At 60.6% G+C, this 21,960-nt stretch carries 23 protein-coding genes; 15 read left to right on the forward strand and 8 right to left on the reverse strand.

The window, feature by feature from the left end; genetic code table 11:
* Positions 1 to 233 precede the first annotated feature (233 nt).
* The 7 genes from AACY30_RS09915 (at position 234) to rsd (ending at position 6,644) form a co-directional block, all read left to right on the forward strand.
* Positions 234 to 980: a LytR/AlgR family response regulator transcription factor gene (locus tag AACY30_RS09915; RefSeq protein ID WP_339540231.1), complete on the forward strand. Its 747-nt coding sequence runs from the start codon at positions 234 to 236 to the stop codon at positions 978 to 980.
* Positions 981 to 1,118: 138 nt separating this feature from the next.
* Positions 1,119 to 2,060 carry a hydroxymethylbilane synthase gene (gene hemC, locus AACY30_RS09920; protein ID WP_339471027.1) on the forward strand — a complete coding sequence of 314 codons (942 nt, stop codon included), beginning with the start codon at positions 1,119 to 1,121 and terminating at the stop codon, positions 2,058 to 2,060.
* The gene (locus AACY30_RS09925; protein WP_339471025.1) at positions 2,057 to 2,806 is read left to right on the forward strand and encodes a uroporphyrinogen-III synthase; all 750 of its coding nucleotides are present in this window, start codon (positions 2,057 to 2,059) and stop codon (positions 2,804 to 2,806) included. The genes hemC and AACY30_RS09925 overlap by 4 nt, the downstream gene beginning before the upstream one ends.
* A gap of 41 nt (positions 2,807 to 2,847) precedes the next feature.
* Positions 2,848 to 3,972, forward strand: a complete 1,125-nt coding sequence (locus AACY30_RS09930) for a uroporphyrinogen-III C-methyltransferase (RefSeq protein ID WP_339540232.1) — start codon at positions 2,848 to 2,850, stop codon at positions 3,970 to 3,972.
* 5 nt (positions 3,973 to 3,977) lie between these two features.
* The gene (locus AACY30_RS09935) at positions 3,978 to 5,219 is read left to right on the forward strand and encodes a heme biosynthesis protein HemY (protein ID WP_339540233.1); all 1,242 of its coding nucleotides are present in this window, start codon (positions 3,978 to 3,980) and stop codon (positions 5,217 to 5,219) included.
* A gap of 236 nt (positions 5,220 to 5,455) precedes the next feature.
* Positions 5,456 to 5,977 (forward strand): disulfide bond formation protein B, encoded by a 522-nt coding sequence (locus AACY30_RS09940; protein WP_339471021.1) that lies wholly within the window; start codon positions 5,456 to 5,458, stop codon positions 5,975 to 5,977.
* A gap of 208 nt (positions 5,978 to 6,185) precedes the next feature.
* The gene (gene rsd, locus AACY30_RS09945; protein WP_339471020.1) at positions 6,186 to 6,644 is read left to right on the forward strand and encodes a sigma D regulator; all 459 of its coding nucleotides are present in this window, start codon (positions 6,186 to 6,188) and stop codon (positions 6,642 to 6,644) included.
* Positions 6,645 to 6,696: 52 nt separating this feature from the next.
* Here rsd and AACY30_RS09950 read toward each other — a convergent pair whose 3' ends face one another.
* Positions 6,697 to 7,374, reverse strand: coding sequence for an FKBP-type peptidyl-prolyl cis-trans isomerase (locus AACY30_RS09950; RefSeq protein ID WP_339471018.1), 678 nt, complete (start codon positions 7,372 to 7,374; stop codon positions 6,697 to 6,699).
* 192 nt (positions 7,375 to 7,566) lie between these two features.
* Here AACY30_RS09950 and AACY30_RS09955 point away from each other — a divergent pair, with 192 nt between their 5' ends.
* Complete coding sequence (locus tag AACY30_RS09955) at positions 7,567 to 8,481, forward strand: AlgP family protein (protein WP_339540234.1); 915 nt, start codon at positions 7,567 to 7,569, stop codon at positions 8,479 to 8,481.
* On the opposite strand, the gene AACY30_RS09960 is transcribed toward AACY30_RS09955, so the two are convergent.
* Entirely contained in the window at positions 8,478 to 8,945 is a 468-nt protein-coding gene (locus tag AACY30_RS09960; protein ID WP_339540235.1) for a TIGR02444 family protein, read from the reverse strand. The genes AACY30_RS09955 and AACY30_RS09960 overlap by 4 nt on opposite strands.
* Before the next feature lie 50 nt (positions 8,946 to 8,995).
* Here AACY30_RS09960 and AACY30_RS09965 point away from each other — a divergent pair, with 50 nt between their 5' ends.
* The 3 genes from AACY30_RS09965 to AACY30_RS09975 all read left to right on the forward strand — a co-directional run bounded on the left by AACY30_RS09965 (position 8,996) and on the right by AACY30_RS09975 (position 12,199).
* Positions 8,996 to 10,906: an ATP-binding cassette domain-containing protein gene (locus AACY30_RS09965; RefSeq protein ID WP_339471014.1), complete on the forward strand. Its 1,911-nt coding sequence runs from the start codon at positions 8,996 to 8,998 to the stop codon at positions 10,904 to 10,906.
* The gene (locus AACY30_RS09970) at positions 10,906 to 11,478 is read left to right on the forward strand and encodes a mechanosensitive ion channel family protein (RefSeq protein ID WP_339471013.1); all 573 of its coding nucleotides are present in this window, start codon (positions 10,906 to 10,908) and stop codon (positions 11,476 to 11,478) included. The genes AACY30_RS09965 and AACY30_RS09970 overlap by 1 nt, the downstream gene beginning before the upstream one ends.
* A gap of 88 nt (positions 11,479 to 11,566) precedes the next feature.
* Entirely contained in the window at positions 11,567 to 12,199 is a 633-nt protein-coding gene (locus AACY30_RS09975) for a LysE family transporter (RefSeq protein ID WP_025857437.1), read from the forward strand.
* Between the two features lie 88 nt (positions 12,200 to 12,287).
* Here AACY30_RS09975 and AACY30_RS09980 read toward each other — a convergent pair whose 3' ends face one another.
* Genes AACY30_RS09980 through AACY30_RS09995 form a run of 4 tightly spaced genes read right to left on the reverse strand, consistent with a single transcriptional unit; the run spans position 12,288 to position 15,431 of the window.
* Complete coding sequence (locus AACY30_RS09980; protein ID WP_339540236.1) at positions 12,288 to 13,028, reverse strand: penicillin-binding protein activator LpoB; 741 nt, start codon at positions 13,026 to 13,028, stop codon at positions 12,288 to 12,290.
* Between the two features lie 3 nt (positions 13,029 to 13,031).
* Positions 13,032 to 13,619, reverse strand: a complete 588-nt coding sequence (gene lpoB / locus AACY30_RS09985; protein ID WP_049710984.1) for a penicillin-binding protein activator LpoB — start codon at positions 13,617 to 13,619, stop codon at positions 13,032 to 13,034.
* Between the two features lie 35 nt (positions 13,620 to 13,654).
* A complete protein-coding gene (locus AACY30_RS09990) occupies positions 13,655 to 14,026 on the reverse strand; it encodes a YcfL family protein (RefSeq protein WP_339415143.1) in 372 nt (123 codons plus the stop codon).
* A gap of 10 nt (positions 14,027 to 14,036) precedes the next feature.
* Positions 14,037 to 15,431 (reverse strand): COG3014 family protein, encoded by a 1,395-nt coding sequence (locus tag AACY30_RS09995; protein ID WP_339471009.1) that lies wholly within the window; start codon positions 15,429 to 15,431, stop codon positions 14,037 to 14,039.
* 269 nt (positions 15,432 to 15,700) lie between these two features.
* Between AACY30_RS09995 and AACY30_RS10000 the strand changes: the two genes are divergently transcribed.
* Together AACY30_RS10000 and AACY30_RS10005 are read left to right on the forward strand one after the other, a co-directional pair.
* A complete protein-coding gene (locus AACY30_RS10000; RefSeq protein WP_339540237.1) occupies positions 15,701 to 17,596 on the forward strand; it encodes an FTR1 family protein in 1,896 nt (631 codons plus the stop codon).
* Between the two features lies 1 nt (position 17,597).
* Positions 17,598 to 18,053 (forward strand): YaiI/YqxD family protein, encoded by a 456-nt coding sequence (locus AACY30_RS10005; RefSeq protein WP_065875426.1) that lies wholly within the window; start codon positions 17,598 to 17,600, stop codon positions 18,051 to 18,053.
* 53 nt (positions 18,054 to 18,106) lie between these two features.
* Here the strand turns inward: AACY30_RS10005 and elbB are convergent, their stop codons facing one another.
* Entirely contained in the window at positions 18,107 to 18,772 is a 666-nt protein-coding gene (gene elbB, locus AACY30_RS10010) for an isoprenoid biosynthesis glyoxalase ElbB (protein WP_339471007.1), read from the reverse strand.
* A 115-nt stretch (positions 18,773 to 18,887) separates the two neighbouring features.
* Between elbB and AACY30_RS10015 the strand changes: the two genes are divergently transcribed.
* The gene (locus tag AACY30_RS10015; RefSeq protein WP_339540238.1) at positions 18,888 to 20,123 is read left to right on the forward strand and encodes a sterol desaturase family protein; all 1,236 of its coding nucleotides are present in this window, start codon (positions 18,888 to 18,890) and stop codon (positions 20,121 to 20,123) included.
* On the opposite strand, the gene AACY30_RS10020 is transcribed toward AACY30_RS10015, so the two are convergent.
* The gene (locus tag AACY30_RS10020; protein ID WP_339415149.1) at positions 20,104 to 20,739 is read right to left on the reverse strand and encodes a DedA family protein; all 636 of its coding nucleotides are present in this window, start codon (positions 20,737 to 20,739) and stop codon (positions 20,104 to 20,106) included. The genes AACY30_RS10015 and AACY30_RS10020 overlap by 20 nt on opposite strands.
* Positions 20,740 to 20,946: 207 nt before the next feature.
* Here AACY30_RS10020 and hemB point away from each other — a divergent pair, with 207 nt between their 5' ends.
* Positions 20,947 to 21,960, forward strand: coding sequence for a porphobilinogen synthase (gene hemB / locus AACY30_RS10025; RefSeq protein ID WP_339471005.1), 1,014 nt, complete (start codon positions 20,947 to 20,949; stop codon positions 21,958 to 21,960).

The following is a 21,960-nucleotide window of genomic DNA, read 5'->3' on the forward strand; positions in this document are numbered from 1 at the left end:
AGACTATCCATTAGAAAAAGGGGGGGTATTCGATTGTGTATCAGCAAACCCTACTACGACGCCCGAAGTCAGCCGGTCTTGGGCGTTATTGAACAGGTCCGGGTAAATTTGGGTGCCACTCTCAGGGCACTTTTTGCCGCTCGCGCTAGTCTTAGCGTGGATCGCTGTGACGCAAGTCACCGCACCTGTCTACGCTATCCTTGTGCGAGACTCACGCAGGAATCCAGCGCAATATGAATGTCCTGATCGTTGATGACGAACCCCAAGCCCGCGAGCGACTGAGCCGTCTGGTCAGTGAGCTCGAGGGTTATGCAGTATTAGAGCCGAGCGCCACCACGGGCGAAGAGGCGTTGACGCTGATCGACAGCCTCAAGCCTGATGTGGTGTTGCTCGATATCCGTATGCCGGGCCTTGACGGCCTGCAAGTTGCCGCCCGACTGAGCGAGCGAGAGTCCCCACCGGCCGTAGTGTTCTGTGCAACGGGCGAAGAGTTTTCTGCGCACACGTTGGAAGACAGCGGAGTCAGCTTTCTCATCAAACCGGTGGCAGGCGAAGCATTGATCAAGGCCCTGAAAAAGGCCGAGCGCCCAACCCGCATACAGCTCGCCGCGCTCACTCAGCCAGCCGCCCAAAGTGGTAACGGGCCACGCAGCCATATCAGTGCTCGTACACGCAAAGGCATTGAGCTGATCCCCCTAGGCGAGGTGGTCTATTTTATTGCCGATCACAAGTATGTGACCTTGCGCCACCAAGGCGGCGAAGTGTTGCTTGATGAGCCGCTCAAGGCGCTTGAGGATGAGTTCGGCGACCGCTTCGTGCGTATTCACCGCAACGCGCTGGTGGCCCGCGAGCGAATCGAACGCCTGCAACGCACGCCCCTGGGTCATTTTCAGCTATTCCTGAAAGGCCTTAACGGCGATGCGTTGGTCGTCAGCCGACGGCATGTTGCCGGCGTGCGCAAGATGATGCAGCAGCTTTAGCCCGGCGTCTGTGGCGAGGCCTGCATTCCTTATCCCGGTGCGTCGTGGCCAGGGAGGCCCCGCACTTGCTGATTCAAATCAAAGCGTATTTCCCTGAGCTGTTATTATCCGTCATATATTTTCAGTACGGATTGATCCATGTCCTCTCGCGAAATCCGCATCGCCACCCGTAAAAGCGCCCTGGCCTTGTGGCAGGCCGAATACGTCAAAGCACGCCTGGAGCTGGCCCACCCTGGCCTCAAGGTGTCCCTGGTGCCTATGGTCAGTCGTGGCGATAAGCTGCTCGACTCGCCTCTGTCGAAGATCGGCGGCAAGGGTTTGTTCGTCAAAGAACTGGAAACAGCGCTGCTGGCGAACGAAGCCGACATCGCCGTGCATTCGATGAAAGACGTGCCCATGGACTTCCCAGAAGGCCTGGGTTTGTTTTGCATCTGCGAACGCGAAGACCCGCGCGATGCTTTCGTTTCCAACACCTACGCGTCCCTGGAAGAATTGCCCCTGGGCAGCATCGTCGGCACGTCGAGCCTGCGCCGCCAGGCACAGCTGCTGACTCGCCGCCCGGACCTGCAGATCCGCTTCCTGCGTGGCAACGTCAACACCCGCCTGGCGAAGCTGGACGCCGGCGAATATGACGCGATCATCCTCGCAGCTGCGGGCCTGATCCGCCTGGGTTTCGAAGACCGTATCACCTCGGCCATCAGCGTCGAGGACAGCCTGCCCGCAGGTGGGCAAGGCGCCGTTGGCATCGAGTGTCGCACCGCTGACAGTGAAATCCACGCCCTGCTCAAACCCCTGGATCACCACGACACCGAAGTGCGCGTCACGGCCGAGCGTGCGCTGAACAAGCACCTAAACGGCGGCTGCCAGGTGCCAATCGCCTGCTACGCCGTGCTCGAAGGTGAAAACCTGTGGTTGCGCGGACTGGTAGGGGACCCGGAAGGTGGCACCTTGCTGACTGCCGAGGTGCGCGGCCCGCAGCGTGACGCGACGGCACTGGGCATCCAGGTAGCCGAAGAGCTGTTGGACAAAGGCGCCGGTTCCATCCTGCAAAAAATCTACGGCGAGGCCGGTCCGCAGTGACCGAATGGCGTGTGCTGCTGACGCGGCCTGCCGAGGAGTCGTTGGCCCTGGCGGCGACGTTGGCCGAAGCCGGCATTTTCAGCAGCAGCCTGCCGTTGCTGGACATCGAGCCGCTTCCCGTTACACCTGAACAGCTGCAAGTCTTGCGTGACCTTGGCCGCTATTGTGCGGTGATTGTCGTCAGCAAACCCGCCGCGCGCCTGGCCGTGCGACAGTTGCATCGAGCATGGCCGCAACTGCCGTGGTTCAGCGTCGGCGCAGCCACCGCGCAGGTACTGGCCGAACACGGCCTCAACGTTCACTATCCCCCTACTGGCGATGACAGCGAGGCCTTGCTTCAATTGCCTGCGTTGCGCGAGGCTATCGCACGCCCGGATGCACGCGTGTTAATCCTGCGCGGCGAGGGCGGTCGCGAGCTGCTGGCAGAGCGTTTGCGCGCGAGTGGTGCTAGTGTCGACTATCTGGAATTGTATCGCCGTTTCCTTCCGGCCTACGACGCCGGGGTACTGATGCAACGCATCCAGTTGGAACGCTTGAACGGCCTGACGGTCAGCAGTGGGCAGGGTTTTTTGCACCTGCACGCCTTGGCTGGAGCCGATTGGCCACAGGTGGCACAGTTGCCGTTGTTCGTGCCGAGCCCGCGAGTCTTCGAGATGGCGCGGTGCGCTGGCGCAGAAAAAGTTGTGGATTGCCGCGGTGCGAGTGCCGCGGCTTTGTTAGTGGCGTTACGCAGCTTTGCCCTATGAGGCATGCCGTAGTCACTCTCTGAAACGCAAAGGACGGATACGTGAGCGAAACAGCCTTGCCTAAAGATGAAGCCCAACCCGCACTTGGTGCGCCGGTTGAGTCACCGGTCACCGCGCCGCGCCGTGGCAATGGCCTGGCAGTCGTCGCCTTACTGCTCGGCGCCGCCGGTGTTGCCGCCGGCGGTTGGGGGATCTGGCAGGTCCGCGCCCTGCAAGCCAGCAGCCAGCAACAGCTGGGCCAGGTGCAGACCCTCGATGACCAATCCCAGTCCCTCAAGCAGAGCCAGCAACAACTGGCCGCGCGGCTGGCGCAGTTGCCGGGTGCTGATGAGCTGGAGGAGCGCCGTCGCCTGGTGGCCCAGTTGCAGGGCGATCAGCAGCGCCTGAGCCAGCGCCTTGAGACCGTGTTGGGGTCCAGCCGCAAGGACTGGCGTTTAGCCGAGGCTGAACACTTGATTCGCCTGGCGAGCCTGCGTCTGTCTGCCTTGCAAGATATCAATAGCGCCCAAGCGCTGGTGCAGGGCGCCGACGAGATTCTTCGCGAGCAAAGCGATCCAGGTTCCTATGCCGCCCGTGAGCAGTTGGCCAAGAGCCTTGCAGCGCTGCGCAGCACCGAGCAGCCGGATCGCACTGGGCTGTACCTGCAATTGGCGGCCTTGCGTGACCAGGTCGTGCAACTGGCGGCCATTGCCCCGGAATATCAACTGACCGAGCCGGCTTCCGAGGGGCGTCCGACCACGGATACGGACAGCCATTGGCGCCAATGGTGGGAGCAGATTTCCCGTTACTTCCGCATCGACTTCAATCCGGATGACAACATTCGCCCACTGCTGGCCGGCCAAGGCCTGAACCAGGTGCGCCTGGCGTTGAGCCTGGCCCTGGAGCAGGCGCAATGGGCGGCGCTCAACGGGGAGTCGGCTGTATACAGCCGCTCCCTCGGCGAGGCGCGTAGCGTGTTGCAGGATAACTTTAACCAAGGCAATCCGCAGAGCAAGGCGATGCTCGCGCGTATTGCCGAGCTTGAGCCCAAGGCGGTGTCGGTGGTGACGCCGGACCTAGCCGCGAGCCTGGCTGCCGTGCAGGCGTATCTCGAACGTCGTCATCTGTCTGCTGACGAAGCCAAGGCGGCGGCCACACCGACGGCTACGTCGGCGAAGCAGGAGTAGAGCCGATGAAACGCTTCTATGTGATCCTGGTGCTGGCGATTGCAATCGCGTTGGCGCTGGCTGTGGGCATTTCGAAACACACCGGCTATGTGCTGATTACTTACCCTCATGTGCTGCACTACGAGTCGAGCTTGTGGGCGACGGTGGTGGCGGTGTTTGCCATTGGTTTGGTGATCTACCTGATCCGTGTGCTGTTGAGCCTGGTCACCACCTCCGGTGGCGTGGTCAACCCGTGGTCGCGGCGTAACCGCAGCCGCCGCGTGCAGATCGCCATCGAGCAGGGCCAGATGGACCTCGCCGAGGGCCGCTGGGCCAGTGCCGAGCGCCACCTGCATCGCGCCGCCGAAGCCGAGCGCCAGCCACTTCTGTACTACCTCGGCGCCGCGCGTGCTGCGAATGAGCAGGGTCGTTACGAAGAGTCCGACGGCTTGCTGGAAAGAGCACTGGAGCGTCAGCCCCAGGCCGAGCTGGCAGTTGCCTTGAGCCATGCGCAACTGCAACTGGACCGCGGCGATACCGAGGGTGCACTGACCACCTTGCAGGCGATGCACGAGCGTCATCCGCATAACGGCCAGGTCTTGCGTCAATTGCAGCGCCTGCATCAGCAGCGGGGTGATTGGTCGTCGGTGATCCGTCTGTTGCCGGAGTTGCGCAAAGATAAAGTCCTGCCTGCCAGCGAACTGGCTGAGCTTGAACGCCGTGCCTGGGGTGAGAACCTTAGCCTGGCTGCTCAGCGAGAAGAGCAGGGCGAAGCCGGTTTGCAGTCCCTTGAGCGCGCCTGGCAGCAACTCACTTCCGCCCAGCGCCAAGAGCCGCAACTGGTTCTGGCTTACGCCGAGCAGCTGCGCCAATTGGGCGCCGATGCCAAGGCCGAGGAAGCGCTGCGTGGCGCCATCAAACGCGGCTACGACAGCCACCTGATCCGGCTATACGGCCTGCTGCGTGGCAGTGATCCAGCCCGGCAGTTGAAGTTTGCCGAGGGCTGGCTCAAGGATCACCCGGGCGATGCCAGTCTGCTGTTGACGTTGGGCCGCCTGTGCCTGCAAAACAGCCTGTGGGGCAAGGCGCGGGATTATCTGGAGAGCAGCCTACAAGTGCAGCGTAATCCTGAGGCTTGTGCCGAGCTGGCGCGCTTGTTGGCCCAACTGGGTGACACCGAGCGAAGTAATCAGCTGTTTCAAGAGGGTCTTGGACTGCTGGATAACCGTTTGCTTGCGTCTCCGCTACCTTTCACTGCTCGGGTTTGAGGTAGGAAAGGGGCAAGGGTTGGCTCAGATGTATCTGGCGGCCAACCTTTCGTTAGCTCGAAAAGAGTGAGGGGGGAGCGTTCGGCGGCAAAGTCCGACGCTCGATTGCCCAAGGTCTTCCATCTTCTGACGGGAAGTCCTTACCTTCTCACGGAATCGTCTGCTCTGGCATGTATTGAAAGCGGTCAGGCCTTTCCTCTACCGTAGTGTCCTATCTTTCGCGATGCGGATAAAGCATGTCTTTGGCCCCTTCACGTTCCTTGTTTTTCCTCGCATTCCTGGCGGGTACGCTGACATTGGGCGCGTCCTTTTACCTCGAGTTTGGCGCCTCGTTGCGTCCGTGTTTCCTATGCCAAGTGCAACGGGGGTTCCTGGCCGCGTTCACATTGATCAACCTGGTCGCCGCCCTCCATAACCCCAAGCGATCCGTTATCTGCCTGTATGGGCTGGCAAGCATGGTCTGCGCCTTGCTGGGCGCCCTAACCGCCGTGCGCCAGGTGCTGCTACAAAATGCCGCGCCGGATGAGGCCGCCGATTGCTGGCCCAGCCTGCACTACATGATCGAAAACCTATCGTTTTGGCAGGCCCTGCAGTTGACGTTCAGAGGCACTGTCGACTGCGTGGAAACCAACTGGACACTGTTTGATTTGAGCCTTCCCGAGTGGAGCCTGCTGTTCTTCATCGGGGTGTTGATCCTTGGTCTCATGCAGTTTTCACGACTGTTTTTAAGCCAGTATTCGCGCCCGGCGAGGCGCTGAAAGCCAGTCGCAGTTTGGAGAGCGGGATTAAACACTTGTATGAACTTTCTCTCCTGCGTACCTTGAAGCCATAGTCATGCGGGCATAGTCTGGCCCGCACGTGTTATTGAAACCGTTTGTCAGATGTTGCCTTGCCCAGCGCTGCTTTATCCTTGAAGTGTTGCGCAGGCACCAGGCGGCAGCGCCCCTATAGGGAAGAGAGATCACCATGCTGGAAAGTTGTCAGAATGCTCAGGAACGCTGGGGTGGGGTGCACAAGCTGATCGACAATTGGCTGAAGGCACGCCACGAACTGGTTCGGGCCTTTGATGCTCTCGGTGCCAAGCCTGAGGCGCTGGCTGAGAGCCGCGAGCCGTTGCAGGACTTCTGCGTTGTATTGGTGGACTACGTGTCGGCCGGCCATTTTGGTGTCTATGATCAACTCACCAAGGAGGCGGAGGCCTTTGACGATCAGTGTGGCCTGGATTTGGCTGAGACCATTTACTCGCGCATCGATGTCATTACCGAGAAGCTTCTGGCGTTTACCGACCTGTGTGATGCCGGAAACTGTGTTGCTGAAAAATTCAAAGAGTTGGGCGCGCTGCTGCACGAGCGATTCGAGCTGGAAGATTGCCTGATCGAAGTGCTGCACAACGCTCACAAAGAAGAGTCTGCTACCCAGGCCTGACCCTCGACAGCGGTACGAAAGACGGTGCGCATGGCGCGCCGTTTTTTATGGGTCAAGGGCGGGTACCGAGCAACTCAATCTCGAATACCAGCGGTGTATAAGGTGGGATCAACTCGCCGGCACCGTCGGCGCCATAGGCCTGGGCCGATGGAATCACTAATCGCCATTTCGCACCCACGGGCATTTGTTGCAACGCGCTGCTCCAGCCGCTGATCACACTGTCCAGACGAAACCATTGAGGTTGCGTGCTCTGGTCGAACACTGTCCCATCGGGTAATCGCCCCACGTATTTCACTTCAACCTGGTCGTTGGCCTTGGGCTTTCCACCCGTGCCGGGGGTGAGTTCGGTGAGCAGGATTCCATCAGCCAATTCGCGTACGCCTTTTACGGCTTTTTCTTTGCTCAAAAATTGTTGTTCGGCCACAAGTGCTTTTTCACTTTGAGGTCCCTGCGCTTCGGCTGCGTTTTGTGCTTCGTGCTGGGCAAGAATCTGTTCGATACGTGCGTTGTCCAGCGCCAGCGGTTTGCCCTGATAGGCTTGCTTGAGGCCGTCGATCAACGCCTGGATCTGCAGGTCGGGGACCTCCTGCCGCAGGCGCTCACCGAGACTGGCGCCCACGCTGTAGGCGAGGTCGTGCTGGTTCTGATCAGCGTTTTTTGGCGGCGATTGATCGCTCGCATTGGCCACCGAAATGGCCAAGCCAAGCACAAGAAAAAGGTAACGCGACATGGGCATTCTCCCGCCGAAAGTGCGACGGATTATGCCAGTGTGATGAGGTGAGAAGTGCCGCGTATTTACGTTATATCGACAAGAATTTTTACACGGTGCAACGCAAGTCAAACGATACTGTCAACATGCCCTAGCGGCGGTAAGAGCAGAGGGCTAGTATGAGCCGCACCCAAGTCAGCCAGGAGGTAAACCATGTCGGCCAAACAGAAGCCTGTTAATACCCCGTTGCATTTACTCCAACAACTCTCGGGCAGTTTGCTCGAACACCTGGAAAGCGCTTGTTCCCAAGCCTTGGCCGATGCAGAAAAACTGCTCGCCAAGCTGGAAAAACAACGCGGTAAAGCGCAAGAAAAGCTGCACAAATCCCGCACCAAACTGCAAGATGCTGCCACTGCCGGCAAGGCCAAGGCTCAAGCCAAAGCCAAAGACGCTGTCAAAGAACTTGAGGACCTGCTCGACGCCCTCAAGGATCGCCAAGCTGAAACCCGCACCTACATTTCCCAACTCAAAAAAGATGCTCAGGAAAGCCTGAAGCTGGCCCAGGGCGTTGGTCGTGTGAAGGAAGCTGTAGCTAAGGCGCTGGGCGCTCGTACGCCTGCAAAAGCTGTTGCAGTAAGCGCGGCGAAGAAGCCTGCAAGCAAAGCTGCTGCCGCCAAGGCGCCTGCTAAAGCAGCCTCGAAGCCAGCTACCAAAACCGCCGCTGCTAAACCGGCCGCCAAGCCAGCTGCTAAAACTGCTGCTGCAAAGCCAGCCGCCAAGCCAGTTGCCAAACCTGCTGCTGCAAAACCGGCCGCCAAGCCAGTTGCCAAAACCGCTGCTGCAAAACCAGCCGCCAAGCCAGTTGCTAAAACTGCTGCTGCAAAACCAGCCGCCAAGCCAGCCGCCAAACCTGCTGCTGCAAAACCAGCCGCTAAGCCAACTGCCAAACCTGCTGCCAAGCCAGCCGTTGCCAAGCCAGCCGTTGCCAAGCCAGCCGTTGCCAAACCAGCACTGGCCAAGCCAGCAACACCTGCTGCTGCCCCGGCAGCGTCGAACGCTCCAGCTGCACCGGCCAGCAACACGCCTGCCCCGGTAGCGCCAAGCACCACCCCAACCAGCGCTTCCTAAGTGCTGGTGACCACGAGGCGCAGCTGCTGCAGCGCGTCGTGGTCAAGGTTGGCGGCATCCTCAGCCGCCAGTCCTTCCAGCCACTGTTGATGACCCATCGCCTCACCCGTCGGCCACATTCGCGCCAGTGTTTCCAAGCGCGCGAGCAATTGTCGTTCGGCCTCCAGCTCCAGGGCTTTGACCCGTTCGCGTAACCCCGCCAAATCCTCGTCCTGCTGCGCCATCGCACGCCATTGCATGCGCACCCGTCGTAACGGCTCAACCACGTGCGCCTGCCAAGGCTCGGCGATCTGTTTCAGCGCCTGAATGCGCTCGGCCGTCACGGCCACAGCGCGCTGTTCCAGCCACGCGCCACAGAGCAATAGGCACACATCCGCACCTTGCTCCTGTAAACGCAGACAACCGGCTTCGACGCCCGGGCGGGCGTAAGTCGTGAGGGCAAAGCTCCATAGGTCAGCGCACATATTCACACCCAAGCCAGCGGGCAACGAAGCTGGTAGACTCCGCCGCCATTATGATCCGACTTCAAAGCCTAACATTACAGCGTGGCCCGCAACGTCTTCTCGAAGACGCCGAGCTGACCCTGCACGCCGGTCACAAAGCCGGCTTGATCGGTGCCAATGGCGCCGGCAAATCCACGTTGTTCGCCCTGTTGCTGGGCGAGCTGACCCCGGATTCCGGGGACTGCTTGCTGCCGGCCGACTGGCGTATCGCCCACATGCGCCAGGAGATCGACACCCTGGACCGCATCGCAATCGACTACGTGCTCGATGGCGACCTGCGCCTGCGCCAGGTGCAACACGACCTCGCCGAGGCCGAGAAAGCCCAGGACGGCGCCGCCCAGGCGCGCCTGCACTCGGAACTCGACAGTGCCGACGGCTACACCGCCGACGCCCGCGCCCGCAAAATGCTCGCCGGCCTTGGCTTCACCAACGAGCAGATGGACCGCCCGGTCGCCGACTTCTCCGGTGGCTGGCGCATGCGCCTGAACCTGGCCCAAGCGCTGATGTGCCCCTCGGACCTGTTGCTGCTCGATGAACCGACCAACCACTTGGACCTCGATGCGATCCTGTGGCTGGAAGACTTCCTCAAGAATTACCAGGGCACATTGCTGCTGATTTCCCACGACCGCGATTTCCTCGACGCCGTGGTCGACAACATCGCCCACGTCGAACAGAAGAAGATCACCCTGTACCGTGGCGGCTATAGCGCATTCGAGCGCGCGCGCGCCGAACGCCTGGCCCAGCAACAACAGGCGTTCGAGAAGCAGCAGGCGCAGCGTGCGCACATGGAAAGCTACATCGCCCGGTTCAAGGCCCAGGCCACCAAGGCCCGCCAGGCCCAGAGCCGGATCAAGGCCCTGGAGCGCATGGAAGAGCTATCGGCGGCCCATGTCGATTCGCCGTTCGACTTTGTGTTTCGCGAGTCGGTGAAGATATCCAGCCCGTTGCTGGATCTTTCGGATGCTCGCCTGGGTTATGGCGACAAAACCATCCTGGAAAAAGTGAAGCTGCAGCTCACGCCAGGTGCACGCATCGGCTTGCTCGGTCCTAACGGCGCGGGCAAGTCGACGCTGATCAAAAACCTGTCGGGTGAGCTTGAGCCCTTGGCCGGTCGTTTGATCCGTGGCGAGAACACGGTGGTGGGCTACTTCGCCCAGCATCAGTTGGATTCCCTCGACTCCAAAGCCAGCCCGTTGCTGCACTTGCAGCGCCTGGCGCCGATCGAGCGGGAACAGACCCTGCGCGACTTCCTGGGTGGTTTCGACTTCCGGGGGGCGCGCATCGACGAGCCGGTGCTGAATTTTTCCGGTGGCGAAAAAGCCCGACTGGCCCTGGCGTTGATCGCCTGGGATCGTCCGAACCTGCTGCTGCTCGACGAACCGACCAACCACCTGGACCTGGAAATGCGCCTGGCGCTGACCATGGCCTTGCAGGAGTTCAGCGGTGCGGTACTGGTGGTGTCTCACGATCGCCACTTGCTCAAGAGCACCACCGACAACTTCCTGCTGGTGGCCGATGGCAAAGTCGAAGAGTTTGACGGCGACCTGGATGATTACGCGCGCTGGCTGACGGATTACCGCCTGCGCAACGCGCCGGTCAGCAATACGCCAGTCAACCCGGACAAGACCGACAAAAAAGCCCAGCGTCAGGCCGCCGCTGCACTGCGTCAGCAGTTGGCGCCGCACAAGCGTGAAGCCGACAAGCTGGAAGCCGAGCTGGGCAAGGTGCACGAGCGCCTGGCCAAGATCGAAACCAGCCTGGGCGACAGCGCCGTTTACGAGGCAGCCCGCAAGGACGAGCTGCGTGACCTGCTGGCTGAACAGGCCAAACTCAAGGTGCGCGAAGGGCAGTTGGAGGAAACCTGGATGGAAGCTCTCGAGCTGCTGGAAACCCTGCAAGCGGAGCTGGAGGCGCTGTCCTGATGGAAGCGTTGCATCTGCCGTTACCGGCGCAATGGGTCGAGCCCGTATGGATCGGCGTGCAAATCCTGCTGATTCTGCTGGCCGGCTACCTGGCCCAGCGTTTTGTAGCCAAAGGCCTGACTCGCCTGGGTGAGCGCTACCCATTCCCCCCGCAATTGCTGATGCCGCTGCGCGGTGGCTTGCGCTGGTTGATCATGGGCAGTGCGCTGATCTTTGTGCTGGGCCGCCTGGGTGTCTCCGCCACCGTGTTGTGGACGGCGCTTTCCGGGTTTGTCGCGGTTGCCGCCGTGGCGTTCTTTGCCATGTGGTCGGTGCTGTCCAACCTGCTGTGTGCCATTCTGATCTTCACCGTCGGGCCGTTTCGCCTGGGTGATATTGTCGAGCTAGTGGATACCGTCGACAAACCGGGCGTTAAGGGCCGGGTCGTGGCGATCAATTTGCTCTACACCACACTGGTTGAAGCGGCGGAAGCCGGCACCGACAGCGCGATGGTGCAGGTGCCCAACAGCCTGTTCTTCCAACGCTCGGTGCGACGTTGGCCAGGTACCCACGTGTTTCCGGGCGATCGCTAGCATTCACATCTTGTAAAAATCTATAGCTATCCGTTGGTCGGCGGAGTTAGCTTAAGGGAAAACCGATAACTCCCTCCTGAGGTGTGTAATGGCACTCGACACGTGGCTGGCCTTTTTCCTGGCCAGTTGGATCATCTCCCTTTCCCCTGGCGCCGGCGCCATTGCCTCGATGTCCAGCGGCCTGCGATACGGTTTCCTGCGCGGATATTGGAATGCCATTGGCCTGCAGCTAGGCCTGGCGATGCAGATTGCCGTCGTCGCTTGCGGCCTGGGAGCCATCCTGGCGACGTCGTCCACGGCGTTTTATGCGATCAAATGGTTTGGTGTGGCGTACCTGGTGTACCTGGCCATCAAGCAATGGCGCGCGTTGCCTATGGACATGACCGACGACGCGGCTGTGCGCCCGATCGGCAAGCCGATGGCGATGATGTTCCGAGGCTTTCTGGTCAATGCCAGCAACCCTAAGGCCCTGGTGTTCATGCTGGCGGTGCTGCCGCAGTTTGTGAACCCGCAAGCGCCGTTGCTGATCCAGTACCTGATCCTGGGTGCGACGATGATTTGCGTCGATATGGTGGTGATGGCGGGGTATACGGGGCTGGCGTCGAAAGTGTTGCGTTTGTTGCGCACGCCTAAGCAGCAGAAGCGTATGAACCGTACGTTTGCTGGGTTGTTTGTGGGGGCGGCGGGCTTTCTCGCAAGCCTGCATCGCGCAACGGCATAAACCGCACGCCAACTGAAGAAACCGAATCAAAAAATGTGGGAGCGGGCCTGCTCCCACATTGGTTTTGTGTTGACAGTGAGTTTTAGGCTCAGCGCAGGATCTTCGGCGCTTCATCCCTTGGCAGGTTGTTGCGCAACGGCGGTTGGCTCGGGTCTTGATACCCGCCACCCAATTGCTCCGCCAACTGCCGCGCTACATCCTCACCCAGCGCTTTCGAGACTTCTTTCACCACCCGCGGCCGATTCAGGCTCACACGCACATCGCGGCTGCTCACCAGCTTGGTGTCCTGGCCTTCACCCATGGCGGTGAACGCCGAGGTGATCTCGTAGGTGCGGGTGTTGATCAGGCTGAAGTCCGCCACCAGCGTCAGGCCCAATACCGCCGAGTAGCTGTTGGTGTGGTCCAGGGCGTTGATGTCCTGGGTGAAGTCGATGTCTGAGAGCGTACCGAACAGCACATAGTCAGCCCCCTTGAAGTGGCCGGCCTTGATGCGCTTGATCACGTCGTAGACGTCACCCTTGGCATCGGCGGTGTAGGGCGTACCCTGCACCAGCTGGAACTGGCGGGACTTGAGGATCTCGCCCTTGATGTCACCGCTGAATTTACGCAGCTCGGTCTGTTCGATGTAGCTGGTACGGCTTTCGTACTCGCTGTAATTCGATGCGCCGCTGGCGTGGTAAGCGCTGGCCTGGAAGTTATTGCTCGCCGACACCTGGTGAATGTATTCCTCGACCCGCGCCTCGTAGGCCAGGTCAGTCACCGCGATCTTCGGGGCGGCCGAGGCGCCGAAGGCGCACAGCAGGCCGATCATGCCGATCCATGCACGCATTGCTTAGCGCTCCGTGGTCTTGCGGATTTCTTTTTCGTCCATCCATTCGGCCAGGCCGCTCTCGACGTCGATCAGTTGCAGGCTGAACTTGTAGAACACGTCCTTGTAGTCCGAGCTGCGCTTGACGATTGAGCTGATAGAGCCTTCCAGGCGGTACTTGGCGGCGACCATGTTGCCGGTCTTGCTGACGGTGGACTTCTTGTACAGGCCGCTCTGGTTCTGCAGCTTGAGCTGGTCAACCTGGCTTTGCATGTCGGTGTTGTCGCTGGCGAAGCGGGCGGTGCCGGTCTTCATCAACTGGGTCTTGATTGACGTGGTGATTTCGCGTGTATCGATGTACTCGCTGGTCTTGTTTTTCACGTCATACACCTGCACCACCGGGCGGCCTTGCAGGATGCCGGACTGGGCCAGGGAGCGGGTCATGCTTTCGGCGATCATCTGTAGGTCGGTGGAGCCGAACTCGTTGGTCACCAGTTCTACGGCCTTGGTATCGCCGTAGCTGATGTTTTTACCGCCCAGTACCGGCGAAGTGTTAGAGCAACCGCTGGCCAATACGGCAACTACGGCGAGGATCGAGAAGCGTGCAAACATGGGGGAATCTCTCAGTAGCAAAAAGGGTGAACGGCTCAAGGCGTTTTCACTTCAAGGCGGAAGTCCGCCGCCTGCGGCAAGTTGGCAATCGCTGGCAGGAAGGTCGCCTGGTTGGCGTACAGGTTCAGCACCTTCCAGGTTTCTTCATCGCCCACCGGGAAGCCATCGGCACCCAGCCAGGCAAAGCGGTAATACATCATCTGGTTGCTGCTGGTGATGTTGCTCAACTGCACCTTGGCGGTGAGAAAGCCGTTCTCGCGGGCAACACGAATGGCACCGACCGCGACGCCCTTGAATTTGCCCATTACTACGATTTTGCTCGCGGCGCTGCCGGGCTCCGGCGGTGGTGGGGTGGCACAGCCTGCAAGCAGGACCAGCGCCAGGGCGCCAGGGATGAAATGACGCATAGCGTGCTCCTTAAGGTTGTTTGAGGGCGATGGCTTGGGTGGCCGTGTTCGGCACCACATGGGCGGCCAGGCCGCCCGCGAACACTTGGTTGCCAACCACGCGCAGGGTGATCACCTGATAGCGCTGATCAGCCTTGACCGTCACCAGCGTGCCGCCCAGGGCATTGGGCAGGCTGACCTGGTGTTCGCCGTGCTTGAGGCGCAGGCGGGTCACCTGGGTCATGTCCGGCAGGGTGCGCCAGGTGCGGGTGTCGGCGCCTTCGGTGACGGCCGAGGCGATACCCAGCACCAGGCCCGCCATAGGGTTGGTCTTGTTCAGGTTGTTCTGCGCCACGCCACGGGTAACCGCGCGCACGGTGGTGCGCAGGATGATCCCCGGCATGTCATCGCGCAGTGCGCGGCGGGACATGGCCGTGGTGCTGTTGAGTGCAGTGAGGTTCTGCTGCTGGCCGTCGACGCCGATCTGGGCGAAGGTCGCGGTGGACGTATCCGCCTTGATCACCGGGAACGACAGCGGTGTGATCACCAGGTTGCCATTGATGGGAATCGGCAGCGGCAGGCGAATCGAATCGCGGGCCGGTGCCAGGCCGCTCTGCACCACGATCAGCACGTCGGTTTCATTGGCGCCGACCTTGGATTTATCCAGGTTCAGCAGGGCCTGTTCCAGCAACGGGGTATTGGGGCGCAACTCGGCGGCCTTGCGGTAGCCGGGGGCAGCCAGGTCTTTTTCGCCCAAGGCTTCGTAGACGAAACCGGCCAGGTAATGGCTGAACGCACTCTGGTAGCTGTTTTTCAGGCCGACCACTTCCGGCGCATCCAGGGCTTCCACCGGGTAGCCGCGCAGGTCTTTCATCCGGGTGGTCACGCCTTCACGCTCGGCTTCGTTCTCGCGCTTGAGGTATTCCTTGTCCCTCAGGTCGGCAATCACCGCTTCGCGTTCATGGGTCTTCTTGATTTGGGTGCGCGCGCCGTCGAAGTCGTTCAGGGCCAGGAGGTTCAGGGCCATCTGCGTGGTCAGCATGACCTTTTCGTAGTCATAGCCTTCGTAGCGCCGCACTTTGTCGTTGGCAACGAAACTGCCGAACTGGGCGAGGTACCTTGCGCTGTCGAACTTGACCGAGTCCTCCCACTTGGCGACTTGCAGGTCGGCACTGCGCCAGGCTGTCTGGCTGCCAGTCATGTCGCCTTTAGCCCGCAGCAACTCGCCCTTCTCGAAGAAATAGAGCAGGTCCTTGTCGTCGCCGGTGTTGTTCTTTTCCAGCAGCGTCAGCGCGGCGTCGACATTGCCGGTGGCCAATTGCTGATTGGTGGCTTGCAGTTCGGTGTCGTAGTTGCGGAACATCGAACAGCCGGACAGCAAGGTAACCGCCGCAAGCGCGAGCGAAGGTAAGGCGCGAAATGCCATGCAAACTTCTTCCCTGAAAAGTATCAACCGATGTGGTAATTCCTCATAAGAACGAGGAACGAAACTCCCTTTCGCACTAACAGGGCGCGGCATTATAGGCACCATTACTGGCAAAACAATGGCTATTTGCTCAGATGAAATCGACTGGAGTGCCACCCTCCCGCATTTAAAACGCTCCGCCCCCACAAACGACAAATCACTTACGGCTTGAGTCAAACCCGCAAAGCCTTAACAATGTGTTACTTCGTATTTCCATTTGAGATTCGTTCATGACTGCCCCCTTCCGTTTTCTCGCCTGGCTGATATTGCCGGCGTTGATGTCGTGCAGCTTCAACCTGTTGGCCGCGACTGCCGAGGGCGCCCCACAAGCTCTGCATTTGCTGGACTACATTGGTGCTGACTATCCTCCGACGGTGGAGGCGGGCAAGGTTATCGATGAATCCGAATACCGCGAACAGCTGGAGTTTCTCGGGGTGTTGCAGGGGCTGGTGGCAGAGTTGCCACAGCGCCAGGAACGCGCGGCGTTGGTCAACGGTGTTGATGAACTGTTAGCGGCTGTAACCGCTCATCAGGACGGCGCGACAGTCGCACGCCAAGCCCGGCAATTGGGGGCTCAACTGGCCGTGGCCTATGAAGTCAGTCAGGCCCCGGCGATCACGCCTGATCCAACCCGTGGCGCGCCGCTCTACGCCCAACATTGCTCGGTGTGCCACGGCACAGCGGGCTCCGGTGATGGGCCGGCCAGTGTGGGTATGACGCCGCCGCCCGCTAACCTGCGGGACGCTGTGCGTCTGGATCGCCTGAGCCTCTACGCGATCTACAACACGCTGGGCCTGGGTGTCGAAGGTACCGATATGCCGTCCTTTGCCGACCAACTGGACGATCGCCAACGCTGGGACCTGGCCACTTACATCGCCGGTTTCACCGCCGACCCGGCCGGCGCTAAAAGTGAGCAACCGTTTAACCTCGCCGACCTGGCTCGCCAGACGCCCAATGAAGTGCTGGCCGCTAACGGCCCAGCTGCCGCCGCGACGTTCCGCGCCCAGCGGGCGCAACCGCCGCAGGTCAAGCGGGGGCCAGGGCAGTTGCTTGAATACACCGCTACGACCCTGGATAAGAGTTTGGCGGCGTTCCGCAGCGGAGATCACGAACAGGCCTACGACCTGTCGGTGGCCGCGTACCTGGAAGGCTTCGAGCTGGTGGAAAGCTCCCTGGATAACGTCGACGCCAACGTGCGCAAAGACACCGAGAAGGCGCTGATGGCCTACCGGCAGTCGTTGCAGGACGGTTTGCCGGTCGAGCAGGTTCAACAGCGTCTGGACGTGGCCAAAGGCAAACTCACCGAGTCCGCCGGCTTGCTGGGCAGCGACGGCCTGAGCTGGTCGTTGAGCTACATCTCCGGTTTGTTGATCCTGCTGCGTGAAGGCCTGGAAGCGATCCTGGTGCTGGCCGCGATCCTCGCGTTCCTGCGCAACACTGGCCAGCAGTCGGCGGTGCGCAGCGTCAACGTCGGCTGGGGCCTGGCGCTGTTGGCGGGTTTGGCGACCTGGGCGTTGGCCGCGTATGTGATTGACGTGAGCGGCGCCCAGCGCGAGCTGCTTGAGGGCTGCACGGCGCTGTTCGCCAGCGTGATGGTGCTGTGGCTCGGCGTGTGGATGCATGACCGTCGCCACGCTGCGGCCTGGCAGGATTACATCAAGAGCAGCCTGGTGGGCGGTGGCGGGCGTTTTGGCTTTGCGATGCTGGCGTTCTTCTCGGTGTACCGCGAGCTGTTCGAGGTGATCCTGTTCTACGAAACCCTGTGGCTGCAAGCCGGTCCGGCCGGGCACAACGCTGTGCTGGCGGGTGGCGCCACGGCGTTGGTGCTGTTGGTGGGCCTGGCGTGGGTGATCCTGCGGGGTTCGGCGAAGCTGCCGTTGGCGTTGTTCTTCGGAATCAACGCGGCGCTGCTGTGTGCACTGTCGGTGGTGTTTGCGGGGCACGGCGTGAAGGCGTTGCAGGAAGCCGGGATCTTCGGCACGCGGCCGGTGGCATTCTTTGACTTTGATTGGCTGGGGATTCACGCCGATGCCTACTCGCTGAGTGCGCAGGCAGTAGCGATCCTGGCGATTATGGTGCTGTATGGCCGCAGTCGGATGGCTGAGAAGCGCCGGGTGGCGGCATAAGATGCGCGTGTGGATTGATGCCGACGCCTGCCCTCGGGCGGCCAAGGACCAAGTGGTGAAGTTCGCCCTCAAGCGCCAGTTCGAAGTGGTGCTGGTGGCCGGTCAGAGCCAGATCAAGCCGAGCTTTGCCTGCGTGAAGCTGATTGTGGTGCCCAGTGGCCCGGATGCGGCGGATGACTACCTGGTAGAGCACGCAGAGCCTGGTGAACTGGTGATCTGCAGCGATGTGCCGCTGGCTGACCGTTTGGTGAAAAAGGGTGTTACGGCCCTCGATCCACGGGGCAAGGAGTTCAGCCCGGCCAACATGAGTGAGCGCCTGGCAGTGCGCAATCTGTTCACCGATCTGCGCGAGCAGGGCCAGATGGGCGGCGGTCCACCGCCCCATGGCGAGAAGGACAAGCAGGCGTTTGCCAATGCCCTGGACCGAATCCTCACCCGGTTGATGCGCCAAGCCTGATCTGTGTAGTGAGCGGGCAAGCCCGCTACTACACCCAGTGTTTGGCAAGCTGATCAGTCGTTTTCGTGTGTGAGCTCCAGCAACCGATCCACCAGCTTGTTGATCCCCGAAGCGACCTCGCTGATGTTCTTGCCGAGCATATAGGCCGGGGTACTCACCAGTTTGCGCGCCTGGTCTTCGACGATATCTTCCACCGCGCACTCCTGGTGGGTGGCGCCCATCTTGTCCAGTGCGGCGGCGGTGTCGGCACAGTTGCCAATGGTGCAGGTCACGCCAGGACCGTAGATTTTCGCCGCCAGGGCCGGTGAAATGCAGATCAACCCGACGGGCTTGCCCGCTTCGGCAAAAGCCTCGGCCAGCTCCAGAACCTGCGGGTTGACGCTGCAGCCGGCGCCTTCCACGGCAAAGTTCGACAGGTTCTTCGCCGCACCAAACCCGCCGGGCACGATCAGCGCATCGAAGTCTTCGGCATTGGCTTCGCGGATGTCTTTCACGTCACCCCGGGCGATCCGCGCCGACTCCACCAGCACATTGCGTGACTCGGGCATCGCTTCGCCGGTGAGGTGGTTGATCACGTGCAGTTGCGCGATGTCTGGGGCGAAGCATTGGACCTGAGCGCCGCGCTGGTCCAGGCGCAGCAGCGTGATCACGCTTTCTTGGATCTCTGCGCCGTCGTACACGCCACAGCCGGAAAGGATCACTGCTATCTTTTTGCTCATGGGCATTTCTCCTGGGTTCTTGGCGTTAAATGTCTACTAATTTGTCATCTGTTGCCAATGGGGTCTCGCGCCGCTGCACCTAATCTGATGTAACAAAAATAGACCGGACCAGACCATGGACTTCGTGCCTTACGCGGTACCGTTTTTCATCGCCCTGATTGTGGTGGAGCTGCTCGCCGATCATTGGCGTGGCCAGCGTAACTACCGGGTGGCGGACGCCATCAACAGCCTTAGCACCGGTGTGCTGTCTACCACCACGGGGCTGCTGAGCAAGGGCGTGGGGCTGTTGACCTATGCGTTCGCCCTCAAGCACCTCGCGGTGGTCGAGCTGTCGGCCCAAAGCGTCTGGACCTGGGTGTTCGCCTTTGTGTTCTACGACTTCTGCTACTACTGGCTGCATCGCATGGGGCACGAACGCAACATCTTGTGGGCCGCGCACTCGGTGCATCACCAGAGCGAGGACTACAACCTCAGCACTGCCCTGCGCCAGACCAGCACCGGTTTCCTGCTGAGCTGGATCTTCTACCTGCCGCTGGCCGCACTCGGTGTGCCGTTGGTGGTGTTTATCAGCGTGGCGTCCGTCAACTTGCTGTATCAATTCTGGGTGCACACCCGGCATGTGCCCAAACTCGGCTGGTTCGAATGGTTTTTCGTCACGCCATCCAATCATCGGGCCCACCATGCACAGAACGCTCTCTACATGGATCGCAACTACGGCGGGGTGTTCATTATTTGGGACCGCCTGTTCGGCTCCTTCCAGGAAGAAGACGACAACGAGCCTGTCATTTTCGGCGTGACCACGCCGTTGGCCAGCTGGAACCCGCTGTGGGCCAACCTGCAGTTTTATGCACAGCTGTGGAGTGATGCGCGGCGCACAGAAAACAGGTGGGACAAGCTGCGCATCTGGTTCATGCGCACCGGCTGGCGCCCGGCGGACGTGAAGGCCAAGTACCCGCTGGCGAAACATGAGTTGAGCCAGTTCCGCAAATTCGAGGTAGCGCTGGATGTGCGCCAACAGGTCTACATCGCCCTGCAGTTCGCGGCGTATGTCGGCTTTGGTAGCTATTTGATGAATGTCGGCGAAGGCTTGCCCACGGCGGCGCTGATCCTTGGCTGGAGTGCCATGGCGTTGGGGCTGTTTACATTGGGTGTGGCTTTGGAGAACCGCCCGTGGGCGTTCAACGCCGAGCTTTCACGGCTGGTGCTGAATGTGCCGCTGGTATGGCTGGCACCGTTGGTCGGTCTGTGGCCGGCCAGCAACCTGGAGTGGCTGGGCCTGCTCAGTTACAGCCTGCTCAGCGTGATTGGCCTCTACTGCTGCAGAAGCCGGTTTACTCGACGGGTGTCTTAGGCGCTTCAACCCGTGCTTGCTCGGCGGCAAGCCGGGCCTTTTCATCGGCACAGGCCTGACGAGCGATACGGGCGTTCTTGAAGCGGCGGCGCAGCCAGAGGCCAACGCCTAGTAGCAGCAACGCGCCCAATACCCATAACTCATATTTCTTCACGCTACCGAGCATGCCTTCCAGCACCGCGCCGAAGTGATAGGCCGCTGCGCCCAACGCGGCCGCCCAGATCGCGGCACCAATACCGTTAAGGATCAGGTAACGCAGCGGCGGGTAGCCGGAAAGACCGATCGCCACTGGCATGACCGTGCGTAGCCCGTAGACGAAGCGAAAGCTCAATACCCAGATATCCGGGTGCTTGCGGATATGCTCCAGGGCTTTGTCGCCCATCAATTGCCAGCGCGGCTTGCGCGCCAACAGCTTGCGGCCGTGCTTGCGGCCCATGTAATACCAAAGCTGATCGCCGGCGTAGCTACCGAAAAAGGCAACCACCACCACCAGGTTGATATCCATGTACCCACGGAACGCCAGGAAGCCTGCGAGAACAAGAATGGTCTCGCCTTCAAAGAAGGTGCCTAGGAAGAGGGCAAAGTAGCCGAAGTCATGCAGAAATTGTTGAAGCATGGTCTGGGTGCTGGCGAAATGAACGCGCAGCCTACGCCTTCACGAAGATTCATGAAAGTATCGAGATGTGTCGCGAAGTGAACATTTCCTATGTAAATGGCGAATGCGACTACAGGTCGCATCCTTAAGCACAACTGTCATACCTTCGTCATAATGGCCGCTTATAACTGCAACGCTCGCCCGTGAACCCGGGCTCAGGAGTCTGTCGTGAGCTTTAACCCCTCCAATCGCCTGTTTCCCGCCACCCGTCTGCGTCGCAATCGTCGTGATGATTTTTCTCGTCGTCTGGTGCGTGAAAACGTACTGACGACCGACGATCTGATCCTGCCGGTGTTTGTGCTGGACGGTGAAAATCGTCGGGAAGCGGTGGCTTCGATGCCCGGTGTCGAACGCCTGAGCATTGATCTGCTGCTTGAAGAAGCCGCGGGCTGGGTCGAGTTGGGGATTCCAGCGCTGGCGCTGTTCCCGGTCACACCGTGTGAACTCAAGTCGCTGGACGCTGCCGAAGCCTGGAACCCGCAAGGAATCGCCCAGCGCGCCACGCGTGCCCTGCGCGAGCGTTTCCCGGAGCTGGGGGTGATCACTGACGTGGCGTTGGACCCGTTCACCACCCACGGTCAGGATGGCATTCTTGACCGGGACGGCTATGTTGAAAACGACATCACCGTGGATGCCCTGGTCAAGCAAGCCCTGTCCCATGCAGCAGCCGGTGCCCAGGTGGTTGCACCGTCGGACATGATGGACGGCCGGATCCAGGCGATCCGCGAATCCCTGGAGCTGGCCGGTCACGTCAACGTGCGGATCATGGCCTATTCGGCCAAGTACGCCAGCGCCTATTACGGCCCGTTCCGCGATGCGGTGGGCTCGGCGCTTAACCTGGGCAAGGCCAACAAGGCTTCGTACCAGATGGACCCGGCCAACAGCCATGAAGCCCTGCATGAAGTGGCGGCCGACTTGGCCGAAGGCGCTGACATGGTGATGGTCAAGCCAGGGATGCCCTACTTGGACATCCTTTATCGGGTCAAAGAAGAATTCAAGGTGCCGACCTTTGTGTATCAGGTCAGTGGCGAATACGCCATGCACATGGCAGCAATACAGAATGGATGGCTGAGTGAAGGGGTGATCCTTGAATCCCTCACAGCCTTTAAACGCGCCGGGGCTGATGGCATTCTGACCTACTTCGCCGCCCGCGCCGCCCAATTGCTTAGAGAGCAACAATAG

It is taken from the genome of Pseudomonas sp. RA_5y_Pfl1_P24, from assembly GCF_963970945.1.
In the GTDB taxonomy this organism is placed as follows: domain Bacteria; phylum Pseudomonadota; class Gammaproteobacteria; order Pseudomonadales; family Pseudomonadaceae; genus Aquipseudomonas; species Aquipseudomonas tritici.